Here is a 24,877-nt window from a genome sequence, read left to right as displayed (position 1 = left end):
CAAAAAATCAAAGATCATCACATCAAACTTATATAGGGTTCGGTATTGATTTTAGATTTTTAGGATACCGGATCGTCATTAAAAAATCGAAAAACAAAAAACAATGGCACGTTACACAGGTCCAAAGACCAAAATTTCAAGAATCTTCGGTGAGCCGATCCTCGGTAATGCGAAGTGGTTAGGTAAAAACAGCAACCCTCCGGGTCAGCATGGTGCAGCACGTAAGCGTAAAAGCTTAGGTGAATATGCATTACAGCTGAGAGAAAAACAAAAGGCAAAATACACTTACGGTGTATTGGAGCGTCAGTTCCGTAAGACTTTTGAAGAAGCTGCTCGTCTGAAAGGTGTTACCGGTGAAAACCTCATCAAACTCCTGGAAGCTCGTTTGGATAATACAGTTTTCCGTTTAGGTTTAACAGCTAGCCGTCCTGAAGCACGTCAGTTGGTGAATCATAAGCATATCACTGTGAATGGTGAAGTAATGAACGTTCCTTCTTACCAGTGTAAGCCGGGCGATATCATTGCGTATAAGCCAAAGAGTGCAGACAATTCATCAATTGTGAGCAAGACTCGTGGTAAAAATCCTAAGTTCAGCTGGTTAGACTGGAACGAAGCAGAGAAGAAAGGTACTTTCATTACCTATCCTGAGCGTGAGAATGTTCCTGAGAACATCAAGGAGCAACTGATCGTAGAATTGTATTCTAAATAGTAAGTAGGTAGTATTGAGTGGTGAGTGTTTTACTCGCTACTCATTACTCACTACTGACTTATCAATATTCGGAAACCAATAATGGGTTCCGCCACCATCAAGTAAAAAATCAAGTTTTAATATGGCCATATTAAGCTTCCAGAAACCAGACAAAATCGTTTTACAAAAAGCAACTGATTTTGAAGGTCAATTTGAATTTCGTCCATTAGAGCCAGGCTACGGTCTGACCATTGGTAATGCACTTCGCCGTGTATTATTGAGCTCTTTGGAAGGATATGCGATCGTAGGTATCAAGATCGAAGGTGTAGACCACGAATTTGCTACCATGAAAGGTGTAACAGAAGATGTTACTGAAATCATCCTGAACCTGAAGCAGGTACGTTTTAAAAAGCATGTTGAGCATGATGTAGCCAATGAAAGAATTAGCCTCTCTATCAAGAACCGTACAGAGTTTACTGCCGGTATGCTGGGTGAGGTTTCTCAACATTTCCAGGTGATGAATCCTGAATTAGTGATTTGCACCATGGATTCTTCTGCTAAAATGGATATCGAACTGACGATCTCTCGTGGTCGTGGTTATATTCCTGCTGAAGAGAATAAAGTTAAAGATGCTCCTTTCGGATATATTGCTATCGACTCTATCCATACACCGATCAAGAACGTTAAATACGGTATTGAGAACTATCGTGTGGAGCAGCGTACCGATTACGAAAAACTGATCCTGGAAGTTGCTACCGATGGTACCATTCATCCGGAAGATGCTGTAAAACAGGCTTCTCGTATCCTGATCCAGCATCTGATGATCATTACCGATGAAAACATCACTTTCGATAACAAAGAAGATAAGAAAGAAGATGTGGTAGATGAGCATGTATTACAACTGCGTAAAGTATTGAAGACTCCGCTTGAAGATCTGGATCTTTCTGTACGTGCTTTCAACTGTTTGAAAGCCGCTAAGATCAACAGCTTGAGCGAATTGGTTCAATACGAACAAGAAGACCTGATGAAATTCAGAAACTTCGGTCAGAAATCCCTCTCTGAAATTGAGCAGGTATTAACTGAGCGCGGTCTGAGCTTCGGAATGGATCTGAATAAATTAGGTTTGGATAACTTAGACAATTAAGCTGTAAGCTATAAGCTTCAAGCCACAAGTAATTTCCTTGCAGCTTGAAGCTTGTAGCCGAAAGCTATTACTCACACTCTGCAATTCCTGACACGGTGCAGGGTATAAAAACAACAAGTCATGCGTCACGGAGACAAAATCAACAACCTGGGTCGTAAGAAAGCACACAGGGAAGCATTGCTGGCAAACCTTGCTAGTCAATTGATCACACACAAACGTATCGTTACTACTTTGGCTAAAGCTAAAGCACTGAGAACCTACGTTGAGCCTCTGATCACCAAAACCAAAAAGTCTGATAACAAAGAAACCATCATGCATCAGCATAGAGTGGTATTCAGCTATCTGCAAGACAAAAGCGCTGTGAAAGAACTGTTCACAGTAGTAGGTCCGAAAGTAGCTGGCCGTCCAGGTGGTTATACTCGTATTCTGAAGTTAGGTATTCGTCCGGGCGATAACGCTGAGAAAGCGATGATCGAACTGGTAGACTTCAATGAGATCTACGGTAAGGGTGCTGCGCAAGCTGCTGAACCTGCTAAGAAAACTCGTCGTAGCCGTGCAACTAAGAAAGCTGAAGCTGCTCCTGCTGCTGAAGCTCCAGTTGCTGAAACACCTGCTACTGAAGAATCAACCGAAAAAACAGCTGAATAATTGGAAAGATGTTTTTTATATCAAAAAGCAAGACTTAACCGTCTTGCTTTTTTTATGTCTGACCTGATTCCAAACGGCTCCGAACTGATGTGAGAAACTTCTTGTACCAGTTTTAATCAACAAACCTTTTTTTTGCATCGTTAAACAGCAAACAACCATGCCCCAAACCAAACAACCCGCAATTCTAGTACTGGCCGATGGCCATGTTTTTTACGGACATGCTTTCGGTAAAGTCGGTACTGCAACGGGAGAGATCTGTTTTAATACCGGAATGACCGGCTACCAGGAAGTGTTCACAGACCCAAGTTATACCAGTCAGATCGTGATCATGAATAGCGTTCATGTGGGTAATTATGGCGTAAAGGATTCTGATGTGGAAAGTGATAGTGTTAAGATCCATGGGTTGATCTCACGCAACCTTGAAGAACAATACAGCCGTATACAAGCCAATGGTAATCTGAATGATTACCTGAAAGCCAATCAGATCGTAGCGATCGATAATGTAGATACCCGTGCTCTGGTGACACATATCCGTGCGAAAGGGGCGATGAACTGTATCATTTCTTCAGAGATCCTCGATGTAGACGCTTTGAAAAAAATGCTGGCTGATGTTCCCGATATGGATGGATTAGAATTGGCTAGTACCGTGAGTACGAAAGAAGAATATGAAATGGGGGATGCTAATTCACCATTGAAAGTGGCGGTATTGGATTTTGGTATCAAACGTCATATCCTCCAGTGTTTGGTTGATCGTGGAGCGCATGTGCGTGTGCATCCTGCAAAAACACCTGTGAGTAGATTGAAAGAATTCAATCCCAACGGATATTTCATTTCTAATGGCCCTGGCGATCCTGCCGCGATGGATTACGCAGTGGATACAGTAAAAAGCCTCTTACAAGAAGATAAACCCGTATTTGGTATCTGCTTAGGGCATCAGTTACTTGCGCTGGCCAATGGGATACCAACTTTTAAAATGCACCATGGTCATCGTGGATTGAATCATCCTGTGAAGAACATCATCACCGGTCAATGTGAGATTACAACCCAAAATCATGGTTTTGGTGTTGATCCTGATGCAGTAAGAAATCATGCTGAGGTTGAAATCACACATATAAATCTCAATGATCAATCTATTGAAGGTATCAGATTGAAGAATAAACCAGCATTCAGCGTACAATATCACCCGGAAAGTACACCTGGTCCACATGATAGCCGTTATCTGTTTGATGATTTTATCTCTATGATCAAAGAAAGAATGAATTAATAAGCAGCCTAACTGTATAAGATTATGGTCACAGTGTGTTACATACATCTGTGACCATTTTTTATTAACTTCGGTACATGAAGATCGCCATCATCAATGGTCCGAATTTGAACCTCTTGGGTCAGCGTGAAACATCTGTTTACGGGACTCAAAGTTTCGAAGACTTTTACAAAGAACTCAAACATCAATTCCCTGCAGTTGAATTCCATTATGTTCAGAGCAATATTGAAGGCGAACTTATTGATGCCATTCAACAATTTGGTTTTAATGCTGATGGTATCGTTCTAAACCCGGGCGGATACACCCATACTTCTGTTGCCATAGGTGATGCTATTGCAGCAGTGAAAGCACCAGTAGTGGAGGTGCATATCAGTAATGTACATGCACGTGAGGAATTCAGAAAGTTATCCCATGTTTCAGGCAAAGCCGCAGGTAGTATCATTGGATTGGGTTTGAAAGGATATGAATTGGCCATTCGTTGGCTAATGAGTCAATGATCCTGATAGGACTGGTACGGTCTTTGTATTTTCAGCGACATCATGTATCAACAATATAGCAGAAAGGTTTTTTGGCTGATCATCATCAGCACCATCATAAAGCTGTTGGCTGCGGCTTTTTTGGAGCTGGGTAATGATGAAGTATATTATTGGACTTATGCAATACAGTCTGACTGGAATCATTTTGATCATCCGCCAATGGTCGGCTGGTTGATCAGGTTAACCACATTCAATCTATCATGGGTGAATGAAGTTACCATACGTTCCGGTGCGATCATCTGCTCAGGCTTTGCTACATGGATCATTTTCAAGTTGGGAAAATTATTGGATAGTGAACGACTAGGTTGGTTGGCAGCCTGGATCTATACCTTGTCTATTTACACAGGCTTTATCGCAGGTCTTTTTATCCTTCCGGATTCTCCTCAGATGCTTTTCTGGTCAGCGTCTTTGTATATCATGGCTCATTTACTTCTCAAGCGTGAAGAAGAAAATCTAAGTATATGGCTATTGCTAGGTTTAATGATCGGATTGGCTGCATTGAGTAAAATTCATGGTTTGTATTTGTGGGCAGGTTTTGGTGCTTTTTTATTGTTTAGTCGGATTCAATGGCTCACAAACTGGAGATTGTACCTAGGCGTTCTCATCACGCTCATTTGTATTTTCCCCATCTTTTATTGGAATTACCAAAATGATTTCATCACCTATCGTTTTCATTCAGAAAGAGTAAGTAATACCTCCCTTCGTTGGGATATGTTAGGACAAGAAATAGTTGGAGAAGCTTTGTATCAACATCCATTTTTATTTATCCTAATACTGATCGGCTTATTTGCTGCTATTACAAATCGAATTCGTTTTGCAAGAAAAAGGATCAGACTTTGGTTGGGATGGATGAGTATTCCTATGATACTCATTTTTTGGACAGTAGCATTGTTCAATCCCACATTACCACACTGGGCAGGACCTGCTTATATCCCCTTGTATTTTGTAGCGGCTATGTATCTGGAAAAAAGAACGACTAGAAATGTGCCGATCATATTGCAAGCATCTTTAGGACTTGTGTTGATATTTTTAATTACTGGAACTGTGCTGATACGTTTTTCTCCTATCAATTTCGGCAGTCAGCAAAAAGAGAATTATGGTGAGTATTGTCCAACATTGGATATGTCAGGATGGAAAGACTTTAGTACTTCTTTTGATTCACTGCGTAAAGCAGATATTGTAGCAGGTACGATGAAAGCTTCAGATCCATTAGTCGTGAATAAGTGGTTTCCGGGCGGGCACCTTGAATTTTATACAGCACGCACTACTGGTATTAATTTATTGGGCGTGGGTGAATTACAAGATCTTCACAAATTTGTTTGGTTGAATCAGGAGCGACAAGCCTTACAGCAGGGAGGAGATGCGTATTACATATTGCCTTCTAATTTGCCTGTAGATGTAAATAAAACGATGGGGGCTTATTTTGATAATATAGATTCGCCTGTTGTGATCAATCAAAAAAGAGGAGGGAAGACGGTTCGCTATTTTTATGTCTATCGTTTGAGAAGTGCTAAGCCAAATGCTACTGCACAACTTCCGGTGGTATCAACTCACTGACCTCCCGAAGGATTTTTTTGTGTAGTGTCTTTTGCGGATTTGAAGACAATATCGTCGGGCTTGGTAGCAAATAATTTATCGAAATCCTTTCTGTAAGAGATACTGGCTCCAAACCGATTTCTTCTTCCGATACCACCTGCACCGGTATTGGAAATGTCAAGACTATTCTTATTGAATAGGATAGCCCTGAGCTTTCTATCTTTTGATAGTATAAACTCTACGTTCAAGTCAGGGAGCCATTGAAAATTCCCATTTTTTATAGCAGCTGAGTTACTCACATTAAAATCGAGATCACCACCAAATGTTACAATCATCTTATCCTGAAAGAAACTCTTACCCAGTTTAAAGTTTACACGTGAACGGTCAATTGTATTATTATTCAATGTACCACCTGCAACACTGCTGGTGATTTCATTATTACTATACCATGATGTTCCGAGATCAAATCGTAAACTTTTATCACCGGTTAATTTGTATAAAAAGTTAGAGAACATTTTATTGATCTCTTTCGTCAATATTTGTGATAAAGTATTTGCTCCAATTGTGGTTAATGAATTATTAGCGGCATTGCCTCCTCCATTACCAACACTCGGTGGAGCAAACGTATTGAATACGATCAGAAATGATACCTGCTTTAATATTTCGTTCTCATCATTCTGAAGACGATTCAGGTATTGTGACAGCTCATTATCACTTTTGATCGGACTACCTTGCGGGAAGTCAAGTCTGAAACGAATTTTAGGTGCTGTTAACTTATCCCTCAATTCAGCAATAACATATACTTCCCCGCGATAACCCTGCACCGCACCACTTAAATTCAGATTCGATACCAGATCATATAAAGCAATTCTTTCTGCTGTATACTGCGCATCAATACGGATATCCGCTTTAAAAGGATCTCCTGTCCATTCAATATAATTTCCGGCATCCGGCATCAGTTCGAATGGCTTTCTGATAAAGGACTGGAAATTGAAATCATAGTTCCCCTTTTCAATATTGTACCTACCCCTTATGCTCAAAGGTTCGGTTGTACCGGCACGAATTTTCAGACGCCCATTACCGGTTGCTTTGATTACGTCACCGGTCAGATCATCGAGGATCACATCAATCTCTGTCTTGTTGGTAGCTGTTAGATCAAGATCAACAGTTAAATTGAATCCTGACTTATTTTTTGTGTTCACCATCTCAGTTCCATACTCTTTGAACACAATAAAATCTGCACTTCCACTTTCTCTTGTAACTGAATTAGGGATATAAATATGCGAACTGTCTGTTGATTCAGCTACCAACGTCATTCTTGCATTGGATTCCGGTCCTTTTAAACTAAACGTACTCACCCTGCCAATGGCTTTTCCATAAAATTGTTGATTGTCTTCCAGCTTTGTATCTATCAATAATAACTTATTCGTGGATAGGTCAAAATCAAAAGCCATATCCTTAAACCCTCTTTCGTATAATTTTCCTTTTACAGTACCTGTATTTTTATACTGATCTTTAATCGTGAATTGCCCGAAATCAATTCCATCTTCTTCAAAATTGATATTAGCTGAATCGATAGTGTAATACACTTGCGTATAATCAACTTTTAGTCCGGCATTGTACAACTTTACTTTTCCTAATAAAGTAGGATTCTTCGGATCTCCACTAATGGATAATTTTCCTTTTGCCTGTCCTTTTAAATCGGAGAATAGTCCGGTCAGAAACTGGTTCAATAAATGAATACGGGTATCTCTTAAGTCAATATCTGTGTACAGTGGTTGTTGAATGGAATCTTTCAAATTGTAGGATCCTTTCGCACTGAAATCAAAACCTTTATTCGCAGATTGAATATCAAAAGGTATCAATCCTGTCTTACTATTATATCCTGATTTAATATTGACAAGTCCTATAGAGTCATCATTGAAACGAAATTGTTCTGCCTTCAATATGGCTTCTGCATTGAATTGTCCGAAAAAGTCGCGCATGGTGATCTCTCCGCTGGTAATACCTTCCAGTCTGGGATCTTTCATGAATGGCGTTGTTAAGTCTCCTAAAACAACATTTTTTAATCTCACGACAAGGTTATTGGTATTACCGCCATCTTCTTCTTCTGTTTCTACTTGAATTTCCTGAAAGCCCTGTGTAAACTTTACGTCGGTTGCTTTGATAAAATTTTTCCGAAGAATTAGCTCGCCTTCTCTTTCAAGATTCCATTTTTTTGTATTCAGAACAAACGAAGAGGGTAGGAACTGAATTCTGGCTCCATCTTCTAACGTGACTACATCTGCATTTAAACTGGCTTCATTCAAAGTATTATCTGCGCTGGTCTTAATAGAGATAAGTGAATGATCATTTTTAGCAACCACTGAAAGATTCGTATTCGGGAAATTCAAACTGTCATTGATTGTAATCGTGGTGATGTTGCCATTCAGAGAGATCGTATCCAGGTTTCCTCTGCCTTCGAGTTGAATACCATTGAATCCATACTTGTCAAAGCGACCATAAGGAATATTAGCGGATATTTTTAAGTCACTGTTTCGGGTGTCGATACTTCCCGTAAGCGATGCATCATTGAATCCACTGATACCTTTTGTGAATATTTGTAGATAAGGCTCTATATAATTGGTATTGATCTTAATGTCGAACCGTTGGTTCTGTGGAATCACTTTAGGCTCGGCAATATAAACGGGATAATAGTGATGGAGGAATGACTGAATGCTTGCAGGTAGTTCAAGAATGCTGAATTGTCCGCTTATGGTGGCTTTTAATTCATTACTGCCAACACTTAATATTTTGATACTGTCATTTTGAATCGAGCTCAAATTCAAAGAGTCGAAACTAATCTTATTGGTTTCATCTTTGATCGATGCGTTCAGGAATTTTGCAGTGCCTTTAAAATTATCAATATTGGTACCCGTGAAGTTGGCATCAAGCAGACCCGTGATCTCAATATTCTCTTTGACAAAGTTCAGCGCTTTTAAGTTAGACTGTACAAGGTCACCCACAATATTGAAGCTGGGAACATCTTTTGAAAGATCAATGACAACAGAATTGGTAAAGTTTAGATTCGGATCATCTATTTCAAGTTCACCAGCAAATGATTTTTTCTGAAAAGTTCCATTGGTGACAATATTTGAATAAGTGTATCCATTAAACTGTAATGAATCAATAGTCCCGTTGAGTGTTGTTTTTAACAGATCGATATTGAAACTGCTTCCTTCAATACTCCCTTTGAAATTGACTAATCCGAGTGTATTGGTGTTTAAAAACTTACCAATATTAAATCTGGCTGTTTCAATTTTCCCCTTATAACTAGGTTCTCCTTTAGATGGAAGTTTCAAACTAATATCAGTAGTAAGTCCACCTAGTGCAGTGCTGAATACACCTGATGTAACAAAGTTTTGAATGGTGCCATTAAAATTTCCCCTGTAAATAATATTTCCTAATTCGGCAAGATTAGGATCTCGGATATCTTTTAATGCTGGGATAAAACTTAGCAGGTCATTATAATTAGTAGAAACGACGCTTTTAGTAAGTGAGATCTGCGTTGTGTTGATATCCGGTAAGCCTTTCATGCTCAATGTGCCGGAGAGGTTTGTATTGTTGCCGATCCTGCAATAGAGATTTGTAGCGGTAAAATCAGCGACAGTACCTAAATAGTTTCCACTTAAATCAATATTTCTTTTCAGGTTTTTTAGCTCGGGTGCAAAATATGCAATATCGTCACTACTGATCTTTGCCTCTCTGAATCGGGCTTCCATCACTACTTTATCTATGTATTCACCGAAGTCTTTATTGAAATCGGTGTATTTCATAGCATAATAATTGCCAATTCGACTTTTATTTGTGCGCAGATCCAATGAAGCCAGCTCCATGATCTGTGGGGTAAAACGGAATTTGGTTTTTAGTTTTTGTAACTCAAAACCGCTTCTGTCTTTTACAGAAAGATCAATATCTGCCCGGATGGTGTCTTTAATGAATGACAGGTTTTTGAAAGTTCCATTCAACTTACTCAACTGTATATGAGAACCGTCGAAATTATTGGATGGGGTATTGCTATTTCCATCAATGAATAATTTGCCATCGATGATCCTTAGTTGTTTTGTTTTGATTTGGATATCTCCTGCATTAAAATACATTCCTGTATCAACGTTAGCTTTGTTCTTCTTTCGCAGTGAATCAGGACGCAAAGCCGGCAAAGACTGTATGGCAAATAAAGGTTTGTGTAGCTTGATATCATCAATTATGAAAATGCTTTTATTGAGATCAACACGATTGGCATCAATGATCAAGCTGGCCAGCTGTACACTCATTTTTTCTCCGACCCACTGATCGTTCTTGGTAAAACGCAGGTTTCGCAAGTCGATTTTTTTCAAATCAAGTGCTAACCCTCCTTTCTTTTTTGTACTGGGTGTGGGAGATGAGAAATGATCAATGATGTATTGGTAATTCCAAACGCTATCTTTTCGGTTGATCTTGATAACCGCGTCTTCCAATCCTGCATATCGTAGTACGGCCTTGTCTTTCAGTATGAACCAGTCAGTGATTCGAACTTTTAATGCGCCGGCATAAATCAGTGTATCTTTTGACCGGTCTCTGACCATTAAGCCTTCCAGATTCAATCGGTTCAGGATGCCGATACTGATATGTTTAATGGACACTTCGGTACCCAGCGACTTTGAGATGCGATTGGTCGCCATCCTTACCAATTTATTCTGGACATATTCTGTTTGAATGGCTATGAAAATGACAAGGATAAGCGCAATGATGACGAGCAGGGTATATCTTAATATTTTCAGGAATCGCTTCAGAAACGGATCAGTTTAATACAAATTTAGGTAATAGCTTCCTCTGTGCAAATTCAATACCAAAAGGCGTTGCGGTCATCTAAAATAATGACAAAATAGCTCATAATAACCGATGTATCTGGGCATATTGTAAGAGCATGATGGTTTTGCCATCTTTTATCTCTCCGGATTCAATCATCTCTAAGGCTTTTGTGAAAGGCAACTCAAGCACTTCAATATTTTCCTGTTCTGCTTCAATACCTCCTCCCTCTGTTATTTTCATCTCTTTTGTATAGGCAGCTACAAAAAAATATAAGATTTCTGTAACAGATCCCGGAGACATATAGGCTTCAAAGACCTTTTTCACATCTTTGATCTGGTATCCTGTTTCTTCCTCGGTCTCTCGCCGGATACAATTTTCAGGGTTGTCTTTATCCAATAATCCGGCACAGGCTTCGATCAGCATTCCATCGGCATTACCATTGATAAATGTGGGTAAACGAAATTGACGGGTAAGGATAACGGTTCCTTGGTCTTGATTGTACAACAAGATCACAGCCCCATTACCACGGTCATACGCTTCTCTTAGTTGCCTTGTTTTATTACCCTGTCCATCGGTTATTTCATATTCGATTCGTTTCAGTATATACCAGTTATCTGATAAAATATCTGTTCGAATGATCTCGACATTTCGTTGCATGAGGTGGTGCTATTGTTTATTTTGTTGGGCTTTTTTTACGCTGTCTAAATAGATCTTACTTTCTCCCTTGGGGATACTCAAAGAGCTCCATTCATTGTCTCGAATCATTCTACCGATGTACACAATTTGTCCGACATGATATGGGTAATGTGCGAGTTGTCTTAAAATAGCGTCATATACCAATAGCGGCTCTGTTCTGATGGTTACGGTCTTCATAAGATCATCTGGTTGCAGACTTTCAAGTGTAGTTAACAGACATTTCCAACCCTCATTCCAAAATGACAATAGGTCTTCGCGTGATATTGACATTGCTTCAAATTCTGCATCTCTTTTTCGCCAGTCTTTTTCTCCGTCTTCTGTTAGGAAGTTGGTCCATCGGCTCAACATATTTCCATACATATGTTGAATGATGATGGCAATACTGTTACTTGATAAATTAGGCTGGTAAAAAAAGTCTTCCTCTTTGAGTTGTTCAAATGTTTTATCACCTAATTCTTTATAGTATCGGAATCTTTTGATACAGTCTTTCAGGAATCCTTCTCCGAATGTTTGCATGTGTATGTTTTTAAAATCCAGCTACAGAATCATCACCTCTTTTATCAGCAACAGATTCTCTTCGACCATTTGGTAAAATTCTGATTCCTTCTGTGCGGCCTATGGCGCTTCTTTCTTTTACTCTATATCCCATTGCTTCCAATTGCTTCTTGGTATCGGCAAGAAAGTCTCTTTCAATCACAACTTCATCAGGAAACCATTGATGATGAAATTTTGGTTTATTGATTGCTTCATCCAAATCCATTTTAAAATCAATCAGGTTTACCAATGCCTGGAATACAGAAGTAGGAATGGTTGTTCCGCCCGGTGTGCCAATGGTTAGATAAGGTTTGTTGTTTTTGAGCATTAAAGTAGGGGTCATAGAACTCAACATTCTTTTTCCCGGTACGATCGCATTTGCTTCGCCACCCAATGCGCCATACATATTTGGTACGCCTGGTTTTACGCTGAAATCATCCATTTCATTATTCAATAAAAAACCGGCACCCCCTACAACTGTTCTGCTGCCATATCCTCCATTAAGGGTAGTCGTAACGGCTACAAGATTTCCTGCTGCATCAATAACACTGAGATGGGTTGTTTCCTCACTTTCTGTGACAGTGCCTGCTTTAATCTGGGTACTGACACCTGCTTTGTTCGGATCATAATCTTTCATTCTTGCGGATAAATATGTTTCACTGATCAGTGCATCAACAGGAACTTTCCAGAAATCAGGATCACCCAAATGTTCTGCTCTATCAGCATAAGCTCTTCTCTCTGCTTCGATCATCAGTTGAACGCTGGCAGCTGTTTGAAAGCCATAACTATTGACCGGGAATTTTTCGATCATTTTCATCATCTGCGCAATGAGTATTCCGCCGCTACTTGGTGGTGCGAAGCTGATGACCTGATGATCTCTATAATTAAATCTGATAGGCTCTCTGAGCTTGGCGGTATAATTTTTTAGGTCATCCATTGTTATGATGCCTTTACCACGTTGCATTTCTTCTACGATGAGCTTAGCGGTTTCTCCTTCATAAAATCCGGCAGCTCCATTTTTTTGCATTCTTCTGAGTGTTGCAGCTAATTCTTTTTGTACAAGAGTATCACCGCCTTTCCATTTACCTTCTTTGGTAAAGGCAGTAGGTCGGGTATTGTATTTCAGAAAAGCTTCACGCGTGCTATTCAAAGAAGACGCTTCTCTTTCCGTAAGAACAAATCCATTTTCTGCAAGATCAATAGCGGGTTGTACCAATTTTGCAAAGGGAAGTTTGGCATAAGGCATTGTAGCAAATAAACCCGCCACTGTTCCGGGAATACCGGAAGCGAGATGTCCATTTTGTGATAATGAAATATTCGCATTGCCTTGTTGATCCAGATACATATCTCTAGAAGCCGCTGCAGGTGCTGCTTCGCGATAATCTAAACCGATCAGTTCTCCATTGCTTCTTCGGGCAAGTAAAAATCCGCCACCACCCAGATTGCCGGCACCCGGATATACCACGGCCAAAGCCAATTGTGTTGCAATAGCGGCATCAAAAGCATTGCCACCTTGTTTCATGATCACGGCTCCCACCTGACTAGCCAGCGGATGTGCACTGGATACTGCAGCTTTTGTATAAGTAGCCTTTTTTGTAATGGTATACTTATAAGGGTTAATGGCTTTTCCGGGTCCAACTACAGACACAACTTTTTGTGCCTGTACAGCCGATAAGAGGAAAAGAAATACAAATGATAAAACGTTTGTTTTCATAAGTGAAAATTAGGCGTTTTTGCACAAAACCAACCCCGATATGATCCGATCTGTATAAAAAAATGAACCAATCTTTTCCGTGACCTCTATTTCTTCGCTACATTCACCACTCATTTATATTGAATATGAAATCATTATTATCCATTCTGGTGATTCTGGTATTGTCTGTATCAGTCACAGCTCAAAATGTACCCAGTCCTGAAGCTTATCTGGGTTACAAAGTAGGTACCCGTTATACACGGCACTACAAGATCGTTGAGTATTTTAACACGGTAGCAAAAGCCCGTCCTGAAATGGTAAAGATCGAGTCCTATGGTCAGACCAATGAGGGCAGAGAACTAATGCTTGCTTTTGTGAGTTCTCCTGAAAATATGCAGCGATTGGAAGCAATTCGCTTGAATAATCTTCGTTTGGCGGGTGTTACCAAAGACAAGGCCGCCCCCATAGTAGAAAATGCACCGGCAATTGTTTGGTTAAGTTATAATGTACATGGTAATGAACCGTCTTCTTCTGAAGCGGCATTATTGATGATTCATGCATTGGTGGATCCTTCTAACAGCGCTACCAAAGAGTGGTTGAAAAATACAGTAGTTGTGATCGACCCATGTATCAATCCAGACGGAAGAGATCGTTATGTGAATTGGTTCAATTCTGTGGTAGGAAAAGATATGAATGCAGATCCTTCTTCTCGTGAACATGCAGAGCCTTGGCCTGGAGGAAGAAGTAATCATTACAACTTTGACCTGAACCGTGATTGGGCATGGCAAACACAAGTAGAAACCCAGCAGCGTTTAAAAAAATACAATGCATGGTTGCCACAAGTACATGTGGATTTTCATGAACAAGGGTATAATGAACCTTATTATTTTGCTCCGGCTGCAGAGCCTTTTCATGAAGTCATTACTCCATGGCAGAGAGATTTTCAAGTGCTCATTGGTAGAAACAATGCTTCTTACTTTGATAAAAACGGATGGTTATTCTTTACCAAAGAAAGATTCGATCTATTGTATCCTTCCTATGGTGATACCTATCCTGTTTATAACGGTGCAATTGGTATGACCTATGAGCAAGGTGGACATAGCAGAGGTGGGTTGGCTGTTGTGAACGAAGATGGCGATACACTTACATTGGTAGATCGTGCCACTCATCATTTCACTACCGGATTATCTACAGTGGAAACTGCGAGTAAGCATCAGCAGAAATTAATGAGTGAGTTCAAAAAATATTTTGATGATAGCAGAAGTGGTAAGATCGGTGAGTATAAAACTTATGTACTCACTTCAAAAGATCAGAATAAATTAAATGCGGTCATCAAATTGCTAGAACAAAATGGTATTGAGTGGGGAACACTTAGTAATAAAAACTTTAGCGGATTTAATTATTTCACCGGTAAGCAAGAAGCTTTCGCTGATGAAGGATTGCATATCGCAGTAAGTGCTGCGCAACCCAAAGCTGTATTGGCCAAGGTATTGCTGGAACCGAGAACTGTAGTAACAGACTCTAACACTTATGATATTACAACATGGTCTGTACCCTATGCATATGGTGTAAAAGGATATGCTGTAAAAGAAAAATTGGATCTGTCCAATGACTGGAAGTCAACATCTGTTACCCCTGTGAATACTTCTTATGGATTATTGATTCCTTATACATCATTTAATAGTGCCAAAGTATTGGCGGATTTATTGAAGCAAAATGTAAAAGTTCGTTTTGCAGAAAAACCATTTAAATATGGTACTAAAAATTATGAAAGAGGAACATTGATTGTTTTGAAGACCAGCAATTCATCAGTGAATTGGGCAGCTATAACCAATGCAGCTTGTATTAAACACAATGTACAGGCAGATGCAGTAGAGACAGGATTTATGGATCAGGGTTCTGATATGGGTTCTCCGGATGTAAAGATCATCAGCAGTGCGCCGAAAGTAGCTTTGCTGACAGGTGAAGGAACTTCTTCACTTGGAGCAGGAGAGATATGGCATTTCTTTGATAAGCAGTTGGATTATCCTTTGACGCTGATCAATGGAGGAGATATAGCAAGAGTCAATCTTAAAAATTTCACCGTATTGATCGTGCCAGATGGATTCATCCGTGCATTATCTGATAAAGCAACGGCCGATCGTTTGAAAGAATTTGTTCGTTCAGGCGGAAAGATCATCGCTTTAGAAAATGCAGTTGGTCAGATGGCTGCTGAATGGGGCTTGAAACAAAAGACAGACAAGGATGATGAAAAAGGAGAGTATCTGGATGTGAAAAAATATGGCGATCGCGAAAGAAGTTATCTGCCTAATTCCATCCCGGGTGCGATTTATAAAATGGATCTGGACAATACACATCCATTAGGTTTTGGATATCCTGATTTCTACTATACCCTTAAGCAAGATGGCATCCTTTATGAATTCATGAAGGGTGGCTGGAATGTAGGTGTGTTGAAGAAAGACGCATATGTAACAGGTTTCGCAGGATATAAAGTGAAGAGTAAGTTGAAAGACGGTATGCTCTTCGGTGTTCAAGATATGGGAGGCGGATCCGTGGTTTATTTATCTGATAATCCATTGTTCCGGAATTTCTGGGAGAATGGTAAACTTTTATTCTCCAATGCTGTTTTCTTAGCAGGACAATAACACTCAAAAGGCCGGATTTAATCCGGCCTTTTATATTGATCAACCCTACTATGCCACAAAGTAAATTCAAGCTAAGAATGAAACGAACAGGTATGATCATACTGGTTCTTTTGTGTTTGTGGACGATCATGGCTCAGAGCTGTATGAAATTCAGGATCAGCGATGAGCAAGCGATTGAAAAGTTCAAACAAGCTGGAGTGGCATTAAAGATCGGACGACTGAAAGTAAACAGCAGGACCCTGCATTATGCCAAAACAGGTCATGACACATTGCCTACTATTGTTTTTGTTCACGGCTCACCGGGAGCATGGGATGCATTTGAAGCTTTTATGCGCGATTCATTGCTGTTAAAAAAATATCGGATGATCTCTATTGATCGTCCGGGTTTTGGGTACAGTGATTTTGGTGACGCTATGAATTTGCAAGATCAGTCTATGATCATTCAACCCTTGTTCGAAAAAGAGAAGAATGGAAAACCGGTTTATCTTGTAGGTCATTCATTGGGTGGTCCCTTGATCATTCAATTGGCGGTTGACAGACCCGGATACTTTGATGCCTTGGTTATTCTGGCAGGATCCATTGATCCGAAACAAGAAAATCCGGAGAGGTGGCGTCCGTTGTTCATGAACAATCCACTGAAGTTTCTTGTGCCGGGAGCCATGCGTCCATCCAATGATGAATTGTGGTATTTGAAGAAAGATCTACGGCAACTTGCCCCACAAATGGATGCCATCAAAGAGAGGGTCTATATCGTTCATGGAAATAAAGATATCCTTGTGCCTTATGCGAATCTTGATTTTGGGGTAAAAGCTTTGAAGAATGCCGCTGTAATGGACACGCTTACCATTCCCGGAGCCAACCATTTCATACCCTGGAGCCACTATAAAACAGTAAGAGCTGTTTTGTTAAAGCTCTAATCATTCACCGATTTTTGTGTAAACGGTGAGTCGTATCTTGTATCTGCCATTATCTTCGCTGCCATCATTATTGTCATATGAAAAGAATAACTACTTCCTTTCTTTTGATTTTTTGCCTGTTAACACATTTTTCAAATGCACAGATCGTTCCAACAACTGCAAGTTCATCGGATATTTATCTGCAGTTGAAGAAGCTCAATGTATTGGGTAGTGTATTGTATATCGCTGCACATCCCGATGATGAAAACAATGGACTACTGCCTTATTTGGCAAAAGAAAAATTGTACAGAACAGCATATCTCAGTTTGACAAGAGGTGATGGTGGACAAAATCTGATCGGCCCAGAACAAGGAATAGAATTAGGAATGATCAGAACACATGAGTTAATGGCTGCACGTGCGATCGATGGATCAGAACAATATTTTTCAAGTGCTTATGAATTTGGTTTTAGTAAGAGTGCTGATGAAGCATTGCGTATTTGGGATCGTGAACGGGTGTTAAAAGATGTTGTGTGGATGATCCGAAAATTTCGTCCGGATATTATTGTAGCTCGTTTCCCGGGTGATGAAAGAGCCGGTCATGGCCATCATGCGGCCTCTGCCATTATTGCCAACGAAGCTTTTGAAGCAGCAGCAGACCCCAAAAAATTTCCTGAACAATTTGCACATGGATTAAAACCCTGGAAAGCGAAAAGAATTCTTTGGAATACTTTCAATTTCGGCAGAACGAATACAACCAGTGATAACCAATTGAAAATAGAAGTAGGGGCATATAATCCACTCATTGGTAAAAGTTATGGAGAGCTGGGCGGTGAAGCGAGAAGCATGCATAAAAGTCAGGCTGAAGGCAGACCCAGAAGAAGAGGAGAAGTGTTTGAATATTTTGTAACCACAGGCGGCGATTCAGCAAAGTCTGATATTATGGAAGGGGTGAATACCAGTTGGGCGAGATTACAGGTAGACACTTTGATGCAGACTACCAATGCTCAGGGTAAACAAGTATCGATACCTATTAAGAATAAATCCGAGATCGATAGTATCCAGATTTTGTTACAGCAAGTCTTGCAGGAGTATGATTTCAGAAGTCCTGCAAAGTCAGTACCCTCATTGGTTAGGTTGTATCGGAAAATCGATCATCTTAAAACAAATGATCAGGTATGGAAGATGCAGAAATTGAAAGAACTGAAAGAGATCATTGAATATGCATCGGCTTTATTTGTTGAAGCATATACGCAGCAAGAAACTGCATTAAAAGGGGATAGTGTGCGTGTTAGCTATTTCATGAATAAGCGTTCTGATGTGAATCTTAAAATACAGTCGGTAAAACTTGCTGATCATCAGGATACGGTTCTTATGATATCTCCTGAGAAGAATAAGAATTATCTTTTTACAAAAGTACTCGTACCGACATTGGGTCCTGAAGTGACGCAACCCTATTGGCTGCGTAAGCCCAGAGAAAATGATGGAATGTTTGTAGTGGATGACCAGCGCGATGTTGGTAAGGCTTGGAATGATCCATTGTATCATGCTCTTTTTCAAGTAGAGATCGAAGGATACCTTTTTGAATTCAATAAGCCGGTCATGTATAAATATGTAGATGCTGAGCGAGGAGAATTGTATCAGCCCTTCATCATCGTTCCACATATTGAATTATACATGAACCCATCGGTGGTATTATTGAATGTGAAAGATGAGAAAGGTAAGAATCGTTCAGACTCTATGTTACATGTGGTATACAGATCCAACTTCACACATCCGGGATTGGTCACCGATTTAAATATTCGTCAGGAAGCAGTCAAGTCTGTGATATCCGGTGAGACAAAAAGTTTTACAAAGGGGCAAAGACAGATCATCGATATTCCAATATCACAAGTATATAATTCAAAAGCCCCAGTAAAATATTTAGAAGCTACCATGCGTGTTATGATGCCGGAAGGAAGGGCATTGAATTTTTCTGATTATTTCAAATCCATTCGTTATGATCATATCCCCAACATACATTATGCATTCAGAGATTATGTAAAAGTGATCGATTCGGAAATTAAAGTGCGCGGAAAGAAGATTGGATTTATTCCGGGTTCAGGAGATGTGATGCCTGAGGCGCTTAAGCAAATGGGGTATGAAGTGAAGATATTGGATGATGCATCCGTAACAGATGAAGGATTGAAAGACCTTGATGCGATCATTACGGGAGTTAGGGCATACAATATTCACGAGTGGCTTACAGGAAAATATGATGTGATGATGCGTTACGTGCAGAATGGTGGTAACCTGATCGTGCAATACAATCGTAATCAAGGAGGCGTGTCAAATCCTAAGATCGGACCTTATCCATTTCAAATCGGAACCACTCGTGTAACCGAAGAAGATGCGGCTGTGAAGTTTGTCTTACCACAACACCCGGTATTAAATTATCCTAATACCATCACCCAGGAAGATTTTAAAGGATGGGTACAAGAGAGAAGCACTTATCAGGCTGATCAGTTGGCAGGGAAGTATGTAGCACCATTGGCAATGAATGATAAAGGGGAGAAAGAAAGTACAGGAAGTCTGATCACCACGAAATATGGAAAGGGGAATTTCGCATATGTAAGCTTGGTTATGTTCAGACAGCTGCCGGCAGGAAATGCGGGTGCTTTTAAAATATTAGCTAACCTCATTGCGCTACCCAAGCAATAATAGTATGAAGCAGAGAAGAAAGATCGGTATATTGACATTGGTAGTGATAGGCATTGCCATTGGCTTTGTAATAAAGAACGTGCGTGTCGGTTTGTTGATCGGATTGGCATTGGGATTATTGAGTGGCAGTCTTATCCATAACAGAAACAAATAACGGTATGAGTACCAAAGAAAAGATTCCTTTATTCAAATCATGGCGCAGCTGGTATTGGTTTGTGCTATTGGTATTATTAGGACTGATTCTTTTTTTTCAATGGTTCACTAAAAACTATGCATGAGTAAGGTAGATTGGATAGTATTGATCATTACACTTGTCGGGATCATTACCTATGGACTGTACAAAAGCAGAACCAGTAAGGATCTGGAAGGATATTTTTTGAGTAATAGAAGTATGCCATGGTACCTGGTGTTGTTGAGTATCATGGGTACACAGGCAAGTGCGATTACTTTTCTCTCTGCACCCGGACAGGCATTTACCGATGGAATGCGTTTTGTGCAATATTATTTTGGTCTGCCAATAGCGATGGTGATTTTGTGTGTGACATTTGTACCACTATTCAATAAACTCAAACTCTTCACAGCGTATGAGTTCTTAGAAAAGAGATTTGATCTGAAGACCAGAACCTTTACTTCTTTTTTGTTTTTACTTTCAAGAGGGTTATCCACAGGTATCAGTATTTATGCGCCTTCTATCATTTTATCTTCCTTAATGGGATGGGATATTTTCTGGACCAATATTGTGATGGGAGGGATGTTGATCATCTATACAGTTAGCGGTGGAGCAAAAGCAGTTGCTTATACACAACAACTACAACTGATTATCATATTCGCAGGAATGTTTGTTGCCGGCTATTTGATTGTTGATTATTTACCGGAAGGAGTAGGATTCAATGATGCACTTAAAGTGAGTGGAGCAACAGGGAAACTCAATGTCATTACAACAGGTATCACTGAAAATGGATTTGATTGGAAAGACCGATATAATCTCATCAGTGGTGTCATTGGTGGGTTCTTCTTGGCACTTTCCTATTTTGGTACTGATCAGTCGCAGGTTGGTCGCTATTTAACCGCAAAAGACAATACAGAGAGTAGATTGGGATTACTGATGAATGGATTGGTAAAAGTGCCCATGCAGTTTTTGATCTTATTATTGGGTGCATTGTTGTTTACATTTTATCAATTCAATCCATCGCCGGTATTTTTCAATAAAGCGGTGGAAGAAAAGGCAATGCAAACTTCATACAAGCAGGAATTAGCATCTATTCAGGGGGAATTCAACACGTATCAGATCAAACAACAGGAGTGGACCAGGTTATATACGGTTGAAAAGCAAGAACAATATAAAGACAGCATTGCAGTTGGTGCAAAAGAAATATCTGCTTTACAAAAGCAATACAAAGCTGTTCTAACAAAAGCAGTGCCGGGTGCTGATACCAATGATACCAATTATATTTTTCTGCGTTTTGTAGTTGATTTTCTTCCCAAAGGTTTGGTGGGGTTATTGATTGCGATCATCTTCCTCGCAGCATGGGGATCGATAGCGGCTGCATTGAATTCATTGGCTTCCTGCACCATGATTGATTTTCACCAACGCTTACAGGGTATTCAAACAGATAGTACAGATCCGGAACAATGCGCAAAAGAGTATCGACAATCCAAATATTATACGTTGGCCTGGGGTATATTTTGTGTGATCACAGCTCAGTTTGCTTCAGGTATGGGTAGTTTGATTGAGGCTGTGAATGTATTAGGCTCCCTTTTCTATGGTGTGATATTGGGGATCTTCCTCGTGGCATTTTATATGAAGAAAGTGCAAGCGAATGCTGTATTTGCAGCAGCAGTAATAGGTGAGCTGATCGTCATTGGCTTCTTCTTATTAGATCGTTACAATATCATCGGTCTCGGCTTCCTATGGTTGAATGTAGTGGGTGCTTTGGCAGTGGTTTTATTGAGTTTTATTTTCCAATTATTTCAGAAAAAGATTGTGGAGTAGGCAGTTCATTTATTGAATGATACCATGAAGCTGTTACGATGAACTATCTGATTTATGGAAAAAATCAGTAACATCGTAGCATGAGCAATCGATTTACCGTTACCAACTGGGCCAAACATGCTTCTGTTTATGAGGTTAACATAAGACAATACACTCCGGAAGGAACATTTCAGGCATTCATGGAACATTTACCCAGATTAAAAAGAATGGGTATTGATATTCTTTGGCTGATGCCCATAACCCCTATCAGTATCGAGAAGCGCCAAGGTACATTGGGTAGTTACTATGCTTGTAGTAGCTATACCGATATCAACCCCGAGTTTGGAACTGCTGCAGATTTTAAAATGTTGGTTGATCGTGTGCATGCACTTGATATGAAATTGATCATTGACTGGGTGGCCAATCATACCGGTGCAGATCATCATTGGATGGTAAGTAATCCGGATTGGTTTGTGAAAGATGAGGCAGGTAATTTTACTGAACGCAATGGATGGAAAGATGTGATTGATTTGAATTTTGATAACCAAGGAATGCGCGCTGCTTTAATAGAAGCCATGCAATACTGGATAAAAGAGTTTGATATCGATGGGTTTCGTTGCGATATGGCTCATCTTGTTCCACTTGATTTTTGGATTAATGCAAGAAAAGCATGTGATGCCGTCAAGCCTTGCTTTTGGCTGGCAGAATGTGAAGTAGTAGCATATCACAATGCTTTTGATGCCACTTATGCATGGTGGTGGATGCATGTTTCAGAAAAATTCATGAGGGGAGAACATGGGTTGCATGAAGTCAGAGAAGTATTGCATGCCTATTCTCAATACCCTGAAGGAGCGATCAAACTTTTTTTCACAAGCAATCATGATGAGAATAGCTGGAACGGAACTGAGTATGAAAAATATGGTATCGCGGCAAAAGCATGGGCTGTCTTTGCCTGTACCTGGCAAGGAATGCCTTTGGTTTACAGTGGACAAGAAAATCCCAATCTCAAAAGGCTTGCTTTTTTCGATAAAGATCAGATCGAATGGAAAGAGTCACCTTCCTTGGATGAGTTTTATCGGCAATTGTTACAGTATCGGAAACAATCAGCAGCTATCTTGGAAGGAGAGACATTTATTCTTCCATCGGAACAACAAGGAGTGATGGCTTATTTCAGAAAAAAAGATGCAGAGGTCGTTTTGGTTTTATTGAATCTGTCTGACAAAGAGAGAGCTACAATTGAAGTACAACATGAGTGGTTGCAGGGAAGTTTTATCAATTTATTTTCATCTCTTCGTTATACGTTTTCAGCTAAAGAACATTTTGAATTGATGCCGGGTGATCATCTGGTGTACATAAAAAAAGGCAACTGATCCAGTTGCCTTTTTTTATGCTATTTCTTTTACTTACTCTTTCGACAATGTAAGCGGATAAGTATAGTTTCCTTCAAATCCAGGATAAATACCTTCAAGACGTATGATACCACTGCCTTTCAGCGAAGAAAGAATTTCCTGAAATTCTTCCAGGTTCTTCACTTCACGTCCATTGACACCCGTGATCACAAAACCGTCTTGCATTCTGCTTTTACTTAAAAGGCCACTTCCCACTTTTCTAACCCTTACTCCACCTTTGATATCATTGGCAGTAGCTAAACTTTTATCGATATTTTCCAATTCACCACCAATTTGTTCCATGATAGAAGTAGTCTTAACGATATCTGTAGTACCCACTTTATTTTTAAGTGTGATACCTACAGTATTTTCCTTTCCACCACGTTTGTAAGCCAACGTGATCTTATCACCCGGTTTATAGAGGGCAACTTGCTCTTGCAATTCCGGTCCACTGGTAACAGGGTTGCCGTTCACTTTAGTAACGATATCCCCTTTTTTCAATCCGGCAGCTGCCGCAGCGCCTCCTTCAGGTACACCGGTTATATAAACACCTTCACCCTCTTTGATTGCAACGCCTATTTCTTTTTCCAGTTCACGTTTTTGTTCATCAGAGAGATTCTCATTTGGATAGTTGATGCCAATGTATGCACGTTGAACAGTACCAAACTTCACGATATCAGTTACAATCTTTTTTACAATGTTCACAGGGATCGCATAAGAATAACCTGCATAAGAACCGGTTGGAGAAGCGATTGCTGAATTGATACCGATCAATTCTCCTGAAGTATTGATCAATGCACCACCGCTATTACCAGAGTTCACAGCAGCATCTGTTTGGATAAAAGATTCCACCGGACTTTGGCTCTGGCGGCTGTTGATACCAATAGATCTGGATTTAGCACTCACGATACCTGCAGTCACTGTTGCATCCAGGTTCAAAGGATAACCAATTGCTAATACCCATTGCCCCAGTTTCACTTCATCACTATTGCCATATACAAGATAGGGGAGTGATTTGCCTTCAATTTTGATCACTGCAATATCACTGCTGGGATCTGTTCCGATCACAGTACCCTTATAAGATTTTTTATTGGCCAGTGTTACATTGATCTCATCAGCCCCATCAACAACGTGATTATTGGTGATGATGTATCCATCTTCTGTGATCAATACACCACTACCACTTGCACGCTGTTCAGGAATCACACGTGGACCTCCAAAGAAATCGCCAAAGTCATCTCCAAACATATCCGCAAAAGGATTCCGCTGGCGATTGCTTACCTGACGTGCTTTTGTTTTTGTTTTGATATGCACGACTGCTGGAGTTGCAGATGTAGCAGCCGGCGTAAAATCAACGGCGGCACCGATGTTATTGTTTTTATCAAAAAATCCGGCATAGTTCACAGGTAATTTTCCTTCTTCCTGCATGCCCGCTCGCTGGTAATCATTGTACTTACTAAAGCCCCAAACACTAAGTACAGCGGTGGTGGCGCTGATAGCAACCACTGCTAAAATGTTCTTGAGATTCATATGCATGGTCTTTTATGTTTTAAATCTGATCAAAAAATATGCCTTTCCAATAACAAATAAAACAAAGCTGTAGGAATGACAGTTCACCACTGACAGTATTTAACAAATGTTTTACGGCAATCCTCGTAGATCGATTGACGGTCCGTGAACTTGCTTAAAGTTACGACTATCATGCCAG

General features: G+C 40.0%; 17 protein-coding genes. 12 read left to right on the top strand and 5 right to left on the bottom strand.

Annotated elements, in window-relative coordinates; translation table 11 throughout:
* Positions 1 to 103 precede the first annotated feature (103 nt).
* From rpsD to ABXG83_RS05015, 6 genes are all read left to right on the top strand, one after another.
* Entirely contained in the window at positions 104 to 709 is a 606-nt protein-coding gene (rpsD, locus tag ABXG83_RS05040) for a 30S ribosomal protein S4 (protein ID WP_353550395.1), read from the top strand.
* 121 nt (positions 710 to 830) lie between these two features.
* Entirely contained in the window at positions 831 to 1,832 is a 1,002-nt protein-coding gene (locus ABXG83_RS05035) for a DNA-directed RNA polymerase subunit alpha (protein WP_178886680.1), read from the top strand.
* Between the two features lie 120 nt (positions 1,833 to 1,952).
* Positions 1,953 to 2,480 (top strand): 50S ribosomal protein L17, encoded by a 528-nt coding sequence (gene rplQ, locus ABXG83_RS05030; protein ID WP_353550394.1) that lies wholly within the window; start codon positions 1,953 to 1,955, stop codon positions 2,478 to 2,480.
* Between the two features lie 157 nt (positions 2,481 to 2,637).
* On the top strand, positions 2,638 to 3,744 hold the full coding sequence (carA, locus tag ABXG83_RS05025; protein WP_353550393.1) for a glutamine-hydrolyzing carbamoyl-phosphate synthase small subunit: 1,107 nt from the start codon (positions 2,638 to 2,640) through the stop codon (positions 3,742 to 3,744).
* Between the two features lie 77 nt (positions 3,745 to 3,821).
* Positions 3,822 to 4,241 carry a type II 3-dehydroquinate dehydratase gene (gene aroQ, locus ABXG83_RS05020; RefSeq protein ID WP_353550392.1) on the top strand — a complete coding sequence of 140 codons (420 nt, stop codon included), beginning with the start codon at positions 3,822 to 3,824 and terminating at the stop codon, positions 4,239 to 4,241.
* A 42-nt stretch (positions 4,242 to 4,283) separates the two neighbouring features.
* Complete coding sequence (locus tag ABXG83_RS05015; RefSeq protein ID WP_353550391.1) at positions 4,284 to 5,837, top strand: glycosyltransferase family 39 protein; 1,554 nt, start codon at positions 4,284 to 4,286, stop codon at positions 5,835 to 5,837.
* On the opposite strand, the gene ABXG83_RS05010 is transcribed toward ABXG83_RS05015, so the two are convergent.
* From ABXG83_RS05010 to ggt, 4 genes are all read right to left on the bottom strand, one after another.
* Complete coding sequence (locus tag ABXG83_RS05010; RefSeq protein WP_353550390.1) at positions 5,831 to 10,516, bottom strand: translocation/assembly module TamB domain-containing protein; 4,686 nt, start codon at positions 10,514 to 10,516, stop codon at positions 5,831 to 5,833. The genes ABXG83_RS05015 and ABXG83_RS05010 overlap by 7 nt on opposite strands.
* 208 nt (positions 10,517 to 10,724) lie before the next feature.
* The gene (nudK, locus tag ABXG83_RS05005) at positions 10,725 to 11,303 is read right to left on the bottom strand and encodes a GDP-mannose pyrophosphatase NudK (RefSeq protein WP_353550389.1); all 579 of its coding nucleotides are present in this window, start codon (positions 11,301 to 11,303) and stop codon (positions 10,725 to 10,727) included.
* A 9-nt stretch (positions 11,304 to 11,312) separates the two neighbouring features.
* Complete coding sequence (locus tag ABXG83_RS05000; RefSeq protein WP_353550388.1) at positions 11,313 to 11,858, bottom strand: DUF1572 family protein; 546 nt, start codon at positions 11,856 to 11,858, stop codon at positions 11,313 to 11,315.
* 10 nt (positions 11,859 to 11,868) lie between these two features.
* On the bottom strand, positions 11,869 to 13,590 hold the full coding sequence (gene ggt / locus ABXG83_RS04995) for a gamma-glutamyltransferase (protein ID WP_353550387.1): 1,722 nt from the start codon (positions 13,588 to 13,590) through the stop codon (positions 11,869 to 11,871).
* Positions 13,591 to 13,715: 125 nt separating this feature from the next.
* On the opposite strand from ggt, the gene ABXG83_RS04990 reads away from it, so the two are divergent.
* From ABXG83_RS04990 to ABXG83_RS04965, 6 genes are all read left to right on the top strand, one after another.
* The gene (locus ABXG83_RS04990; protein ID WP_353550386.1) at positions 13,716 to 16,214 is read left to right on the top strand and encodes a M14 family metallopeptidase; all 2,499 of its coding nucleotides are present in this window, start codon (positions 13,716 to 13,718) and stop codon (positions 16,212 to 16,214) included.
* A 77-nt stretch (positions 16,215 to 16,291) separates the two neighbouring features.
* A complete protein-coding gene (locus tag ABXG83_RS04985) occupies positions 16,292 to 17,131 on the top strand; it encodes an alpha/beta hydrolase (RefSeq protein ID WP_353550385.1) in 840 nt (279 codons plus the stop codon).
* 77 nt (positions 17,132 to 17,208) lie between these two features.
* Complete coding sequence (locus ABXG83_RS04980; RefSeq protein ID WP_353550384.1) at positions 17,209 to 19,809, top strand: PIG-L family deacetylase; 2,601 nt, start codon at positions 17,209 to 17,211, stop codon at positions 19,807 to 19,809.
* A 4-nt stretch (positions 19,810 to 19,813) separates the two neighbouring features.
* On the top strand, positions 19,814 to 19,963 hold the full coding sequence (locus ABXG83_RS04975; protein WP_353550383.1) for a hypothetical protein: 150 nt from the start codon (positions 19,814 to 19,816) through the stop codon (positions 19,961 to 19,963).
* Positions 19,964 to 20,083: 120 nt separating this feature from the next.
* Complete coding sequence (locus ABXG83_RS04970) at positions 20,084 to 21,802, top strand: sodium:solute symporter (RefSeq protein WP_353550382.1); 1,719 nt, start codon at positions 20,084 to 20,086, stop codon at positions 21,800 to 21,802.
* 80 nt (positions 21,803 to 21,882) lie between these two features.
* Positions 21,883 to 23,151 (top strand): alpha-amylase family glycosyl hydrolase, encoded by a 1,269-nt coding sequence (locus ABXG83_RS04965; RefSeq protein ID WP_353550381.1) that lies wholly within the window; start codon positions 21,883 to 21,885, stop codon positions 23,149 to 23,151.
* 33 nt (positions 23,152 to 23,184) lie between these two features.
* On the opposite strand, the gene ABXG83_RS04960 is transcribed toward ABXG83_RS04965, so the two are convergent.
* Entirely contained in the window at positions 23,185 to 24,705 is a 1,521-nt protein-coding gene (locus tag ABXG83_RS04960; protein ID WP_353550380.1) for a trypsin-like peptidase domain-containing protein, read from the bottom strand.
* Between the last annotated feature and the right edge of the window lie 172 nt (positions 24,706 to 24,877).

It is taken from the genome of Sediminibacterium sp. KACHI17 (assembly GCF_040362915.1).
In the GTDB taxonomy this organism is placed as follows: domain Bacteria; phylum Bacteroidota; class Bacteroidia; order Chitinophagales; family Chitinophagaceae; genus Sediminibacterium.
This window is presented reverse-complemented; position numbering and strand designations above follow the sequence as displayed.

Excerpts from the sequence above, each read along its gene's own strand:
- rpsD (WP_353550395.1), top strand. The coding sequence starts at position 104 with ATGGCACGTTACACAGGTCCAAAGACCAAAATTTCAAGAATCTTCGGT.
- ABXG83_RS05035 (WP_178886680.1), top strand. The coding sequence starts at position 831 with ATGGCCATATTAAGCTTCCAGAAACCAGACAAAATCGTTTTACAAAAA.
- rplQ (WP_353550394.1), top strand. The coding sequence starts at position 1,953 with ATGCGTCACGGAGACAAAATCAACAACCTGGGTCGTAAGAAAGCACAC.
- carA (WP_353550393.1), top strand. The coding sequence starts at position 2,638 with ATGCCCCAAACCAAACAACCCGCAATTCTAGTACTGGCCGATGGCCAT.
- aroQ (WP_353550392.1), top strand. The coding sequence starts at position 3,822 with ATGAAGATCGCCATCATCAATGGTCCGAATTTGAACCTCTTGGGTCAG.
- ABXG83_RS05015 (WP_353550391.1), top strand. The coding sequence starts at position 4,284 with ATGTATCAACAATATAGCAGAAAGGTTTTTTGGCTGATCATCATCAGC.
- ABXG83_RS05010 (WP_353550390.1), bottom strand. The coding sequence starts at position 10,516 with ATGGCGACCAATCGCATCTCAAAGTCGCTGGGTACCGAAGTGTCCATT.
- nudK (WP_353550389.1), bottom strand. The coding sequence starts at position 11,303 with ATGCAACGAAATGTCGAGATCATTCGAACAGATATTTTATCAGATAAC.
- ABXG83_RS05000 (WP_353550388.1), bottom strand. The coding sequence starts at position 11,858 with ATGCAAACATTCGGAGAAGGATTCCTGAAAGACTGTATCAAAAGATTC.
- ggt (WP_353550387.1), bottom strand. The coding sequence starts at position 13,590 with ATGAAAACAAACGTTTTATCATTTGTATTTCTTTTCCTCTTATCGGCT.
- ABXG83_RS04990 (WP_353550386.1), top strand. The coding sequence starts at position 13,716 with ATGAAATCATTATTATCCATTCTGGTGATTCTGGTATTGTCTGTATCA.
- ABXG83_RS04985 (WP_353550385.1), top strand. The coding sequence starts at position 16,292 with ATGAAACGAACAGGTATGATCATACTGGTTCTTTTGTGTTTGTGGACG.
- ABXG83_RS04980 (WP_353550384.1), top strand. The coding sequence starts at position 17,209 with ATGAAAAGAATAACTACTTCCTTTCTTTTGATTTTTTGCCTGTTAACA.
- ABXG83_RS04975 (WP_353550383.1), top strand. The coding sequence starts at position 19,814 with ATGAAGCAGAGAAGAAAGATCGGTATATTGACATTGGTAGTGATAGGC.
- ABXG83_RS04970 (WP_353550382.1), top strand. The coding sequence starts at position 20,084 with ATGAGTAAGGTAGATTGGATAGTATTGATCATTACACTTGTCGGGATC.
- ABXG83_RS04965 (WP_353550381.1), top strand. The coding sequence starts at position 21,883 with ATGAGCAATCGATTTACCGTTACCAACTGGGCCAAACATGCTTCTGTT.
- ABXG83_RS04960 (WP_353550380.1), bottom strand. The coding sequence starts at position 24,705 with ATGCATATGAATCTCAAGAACATTTTAGCAGTGGTTGCTATCAGCGCC.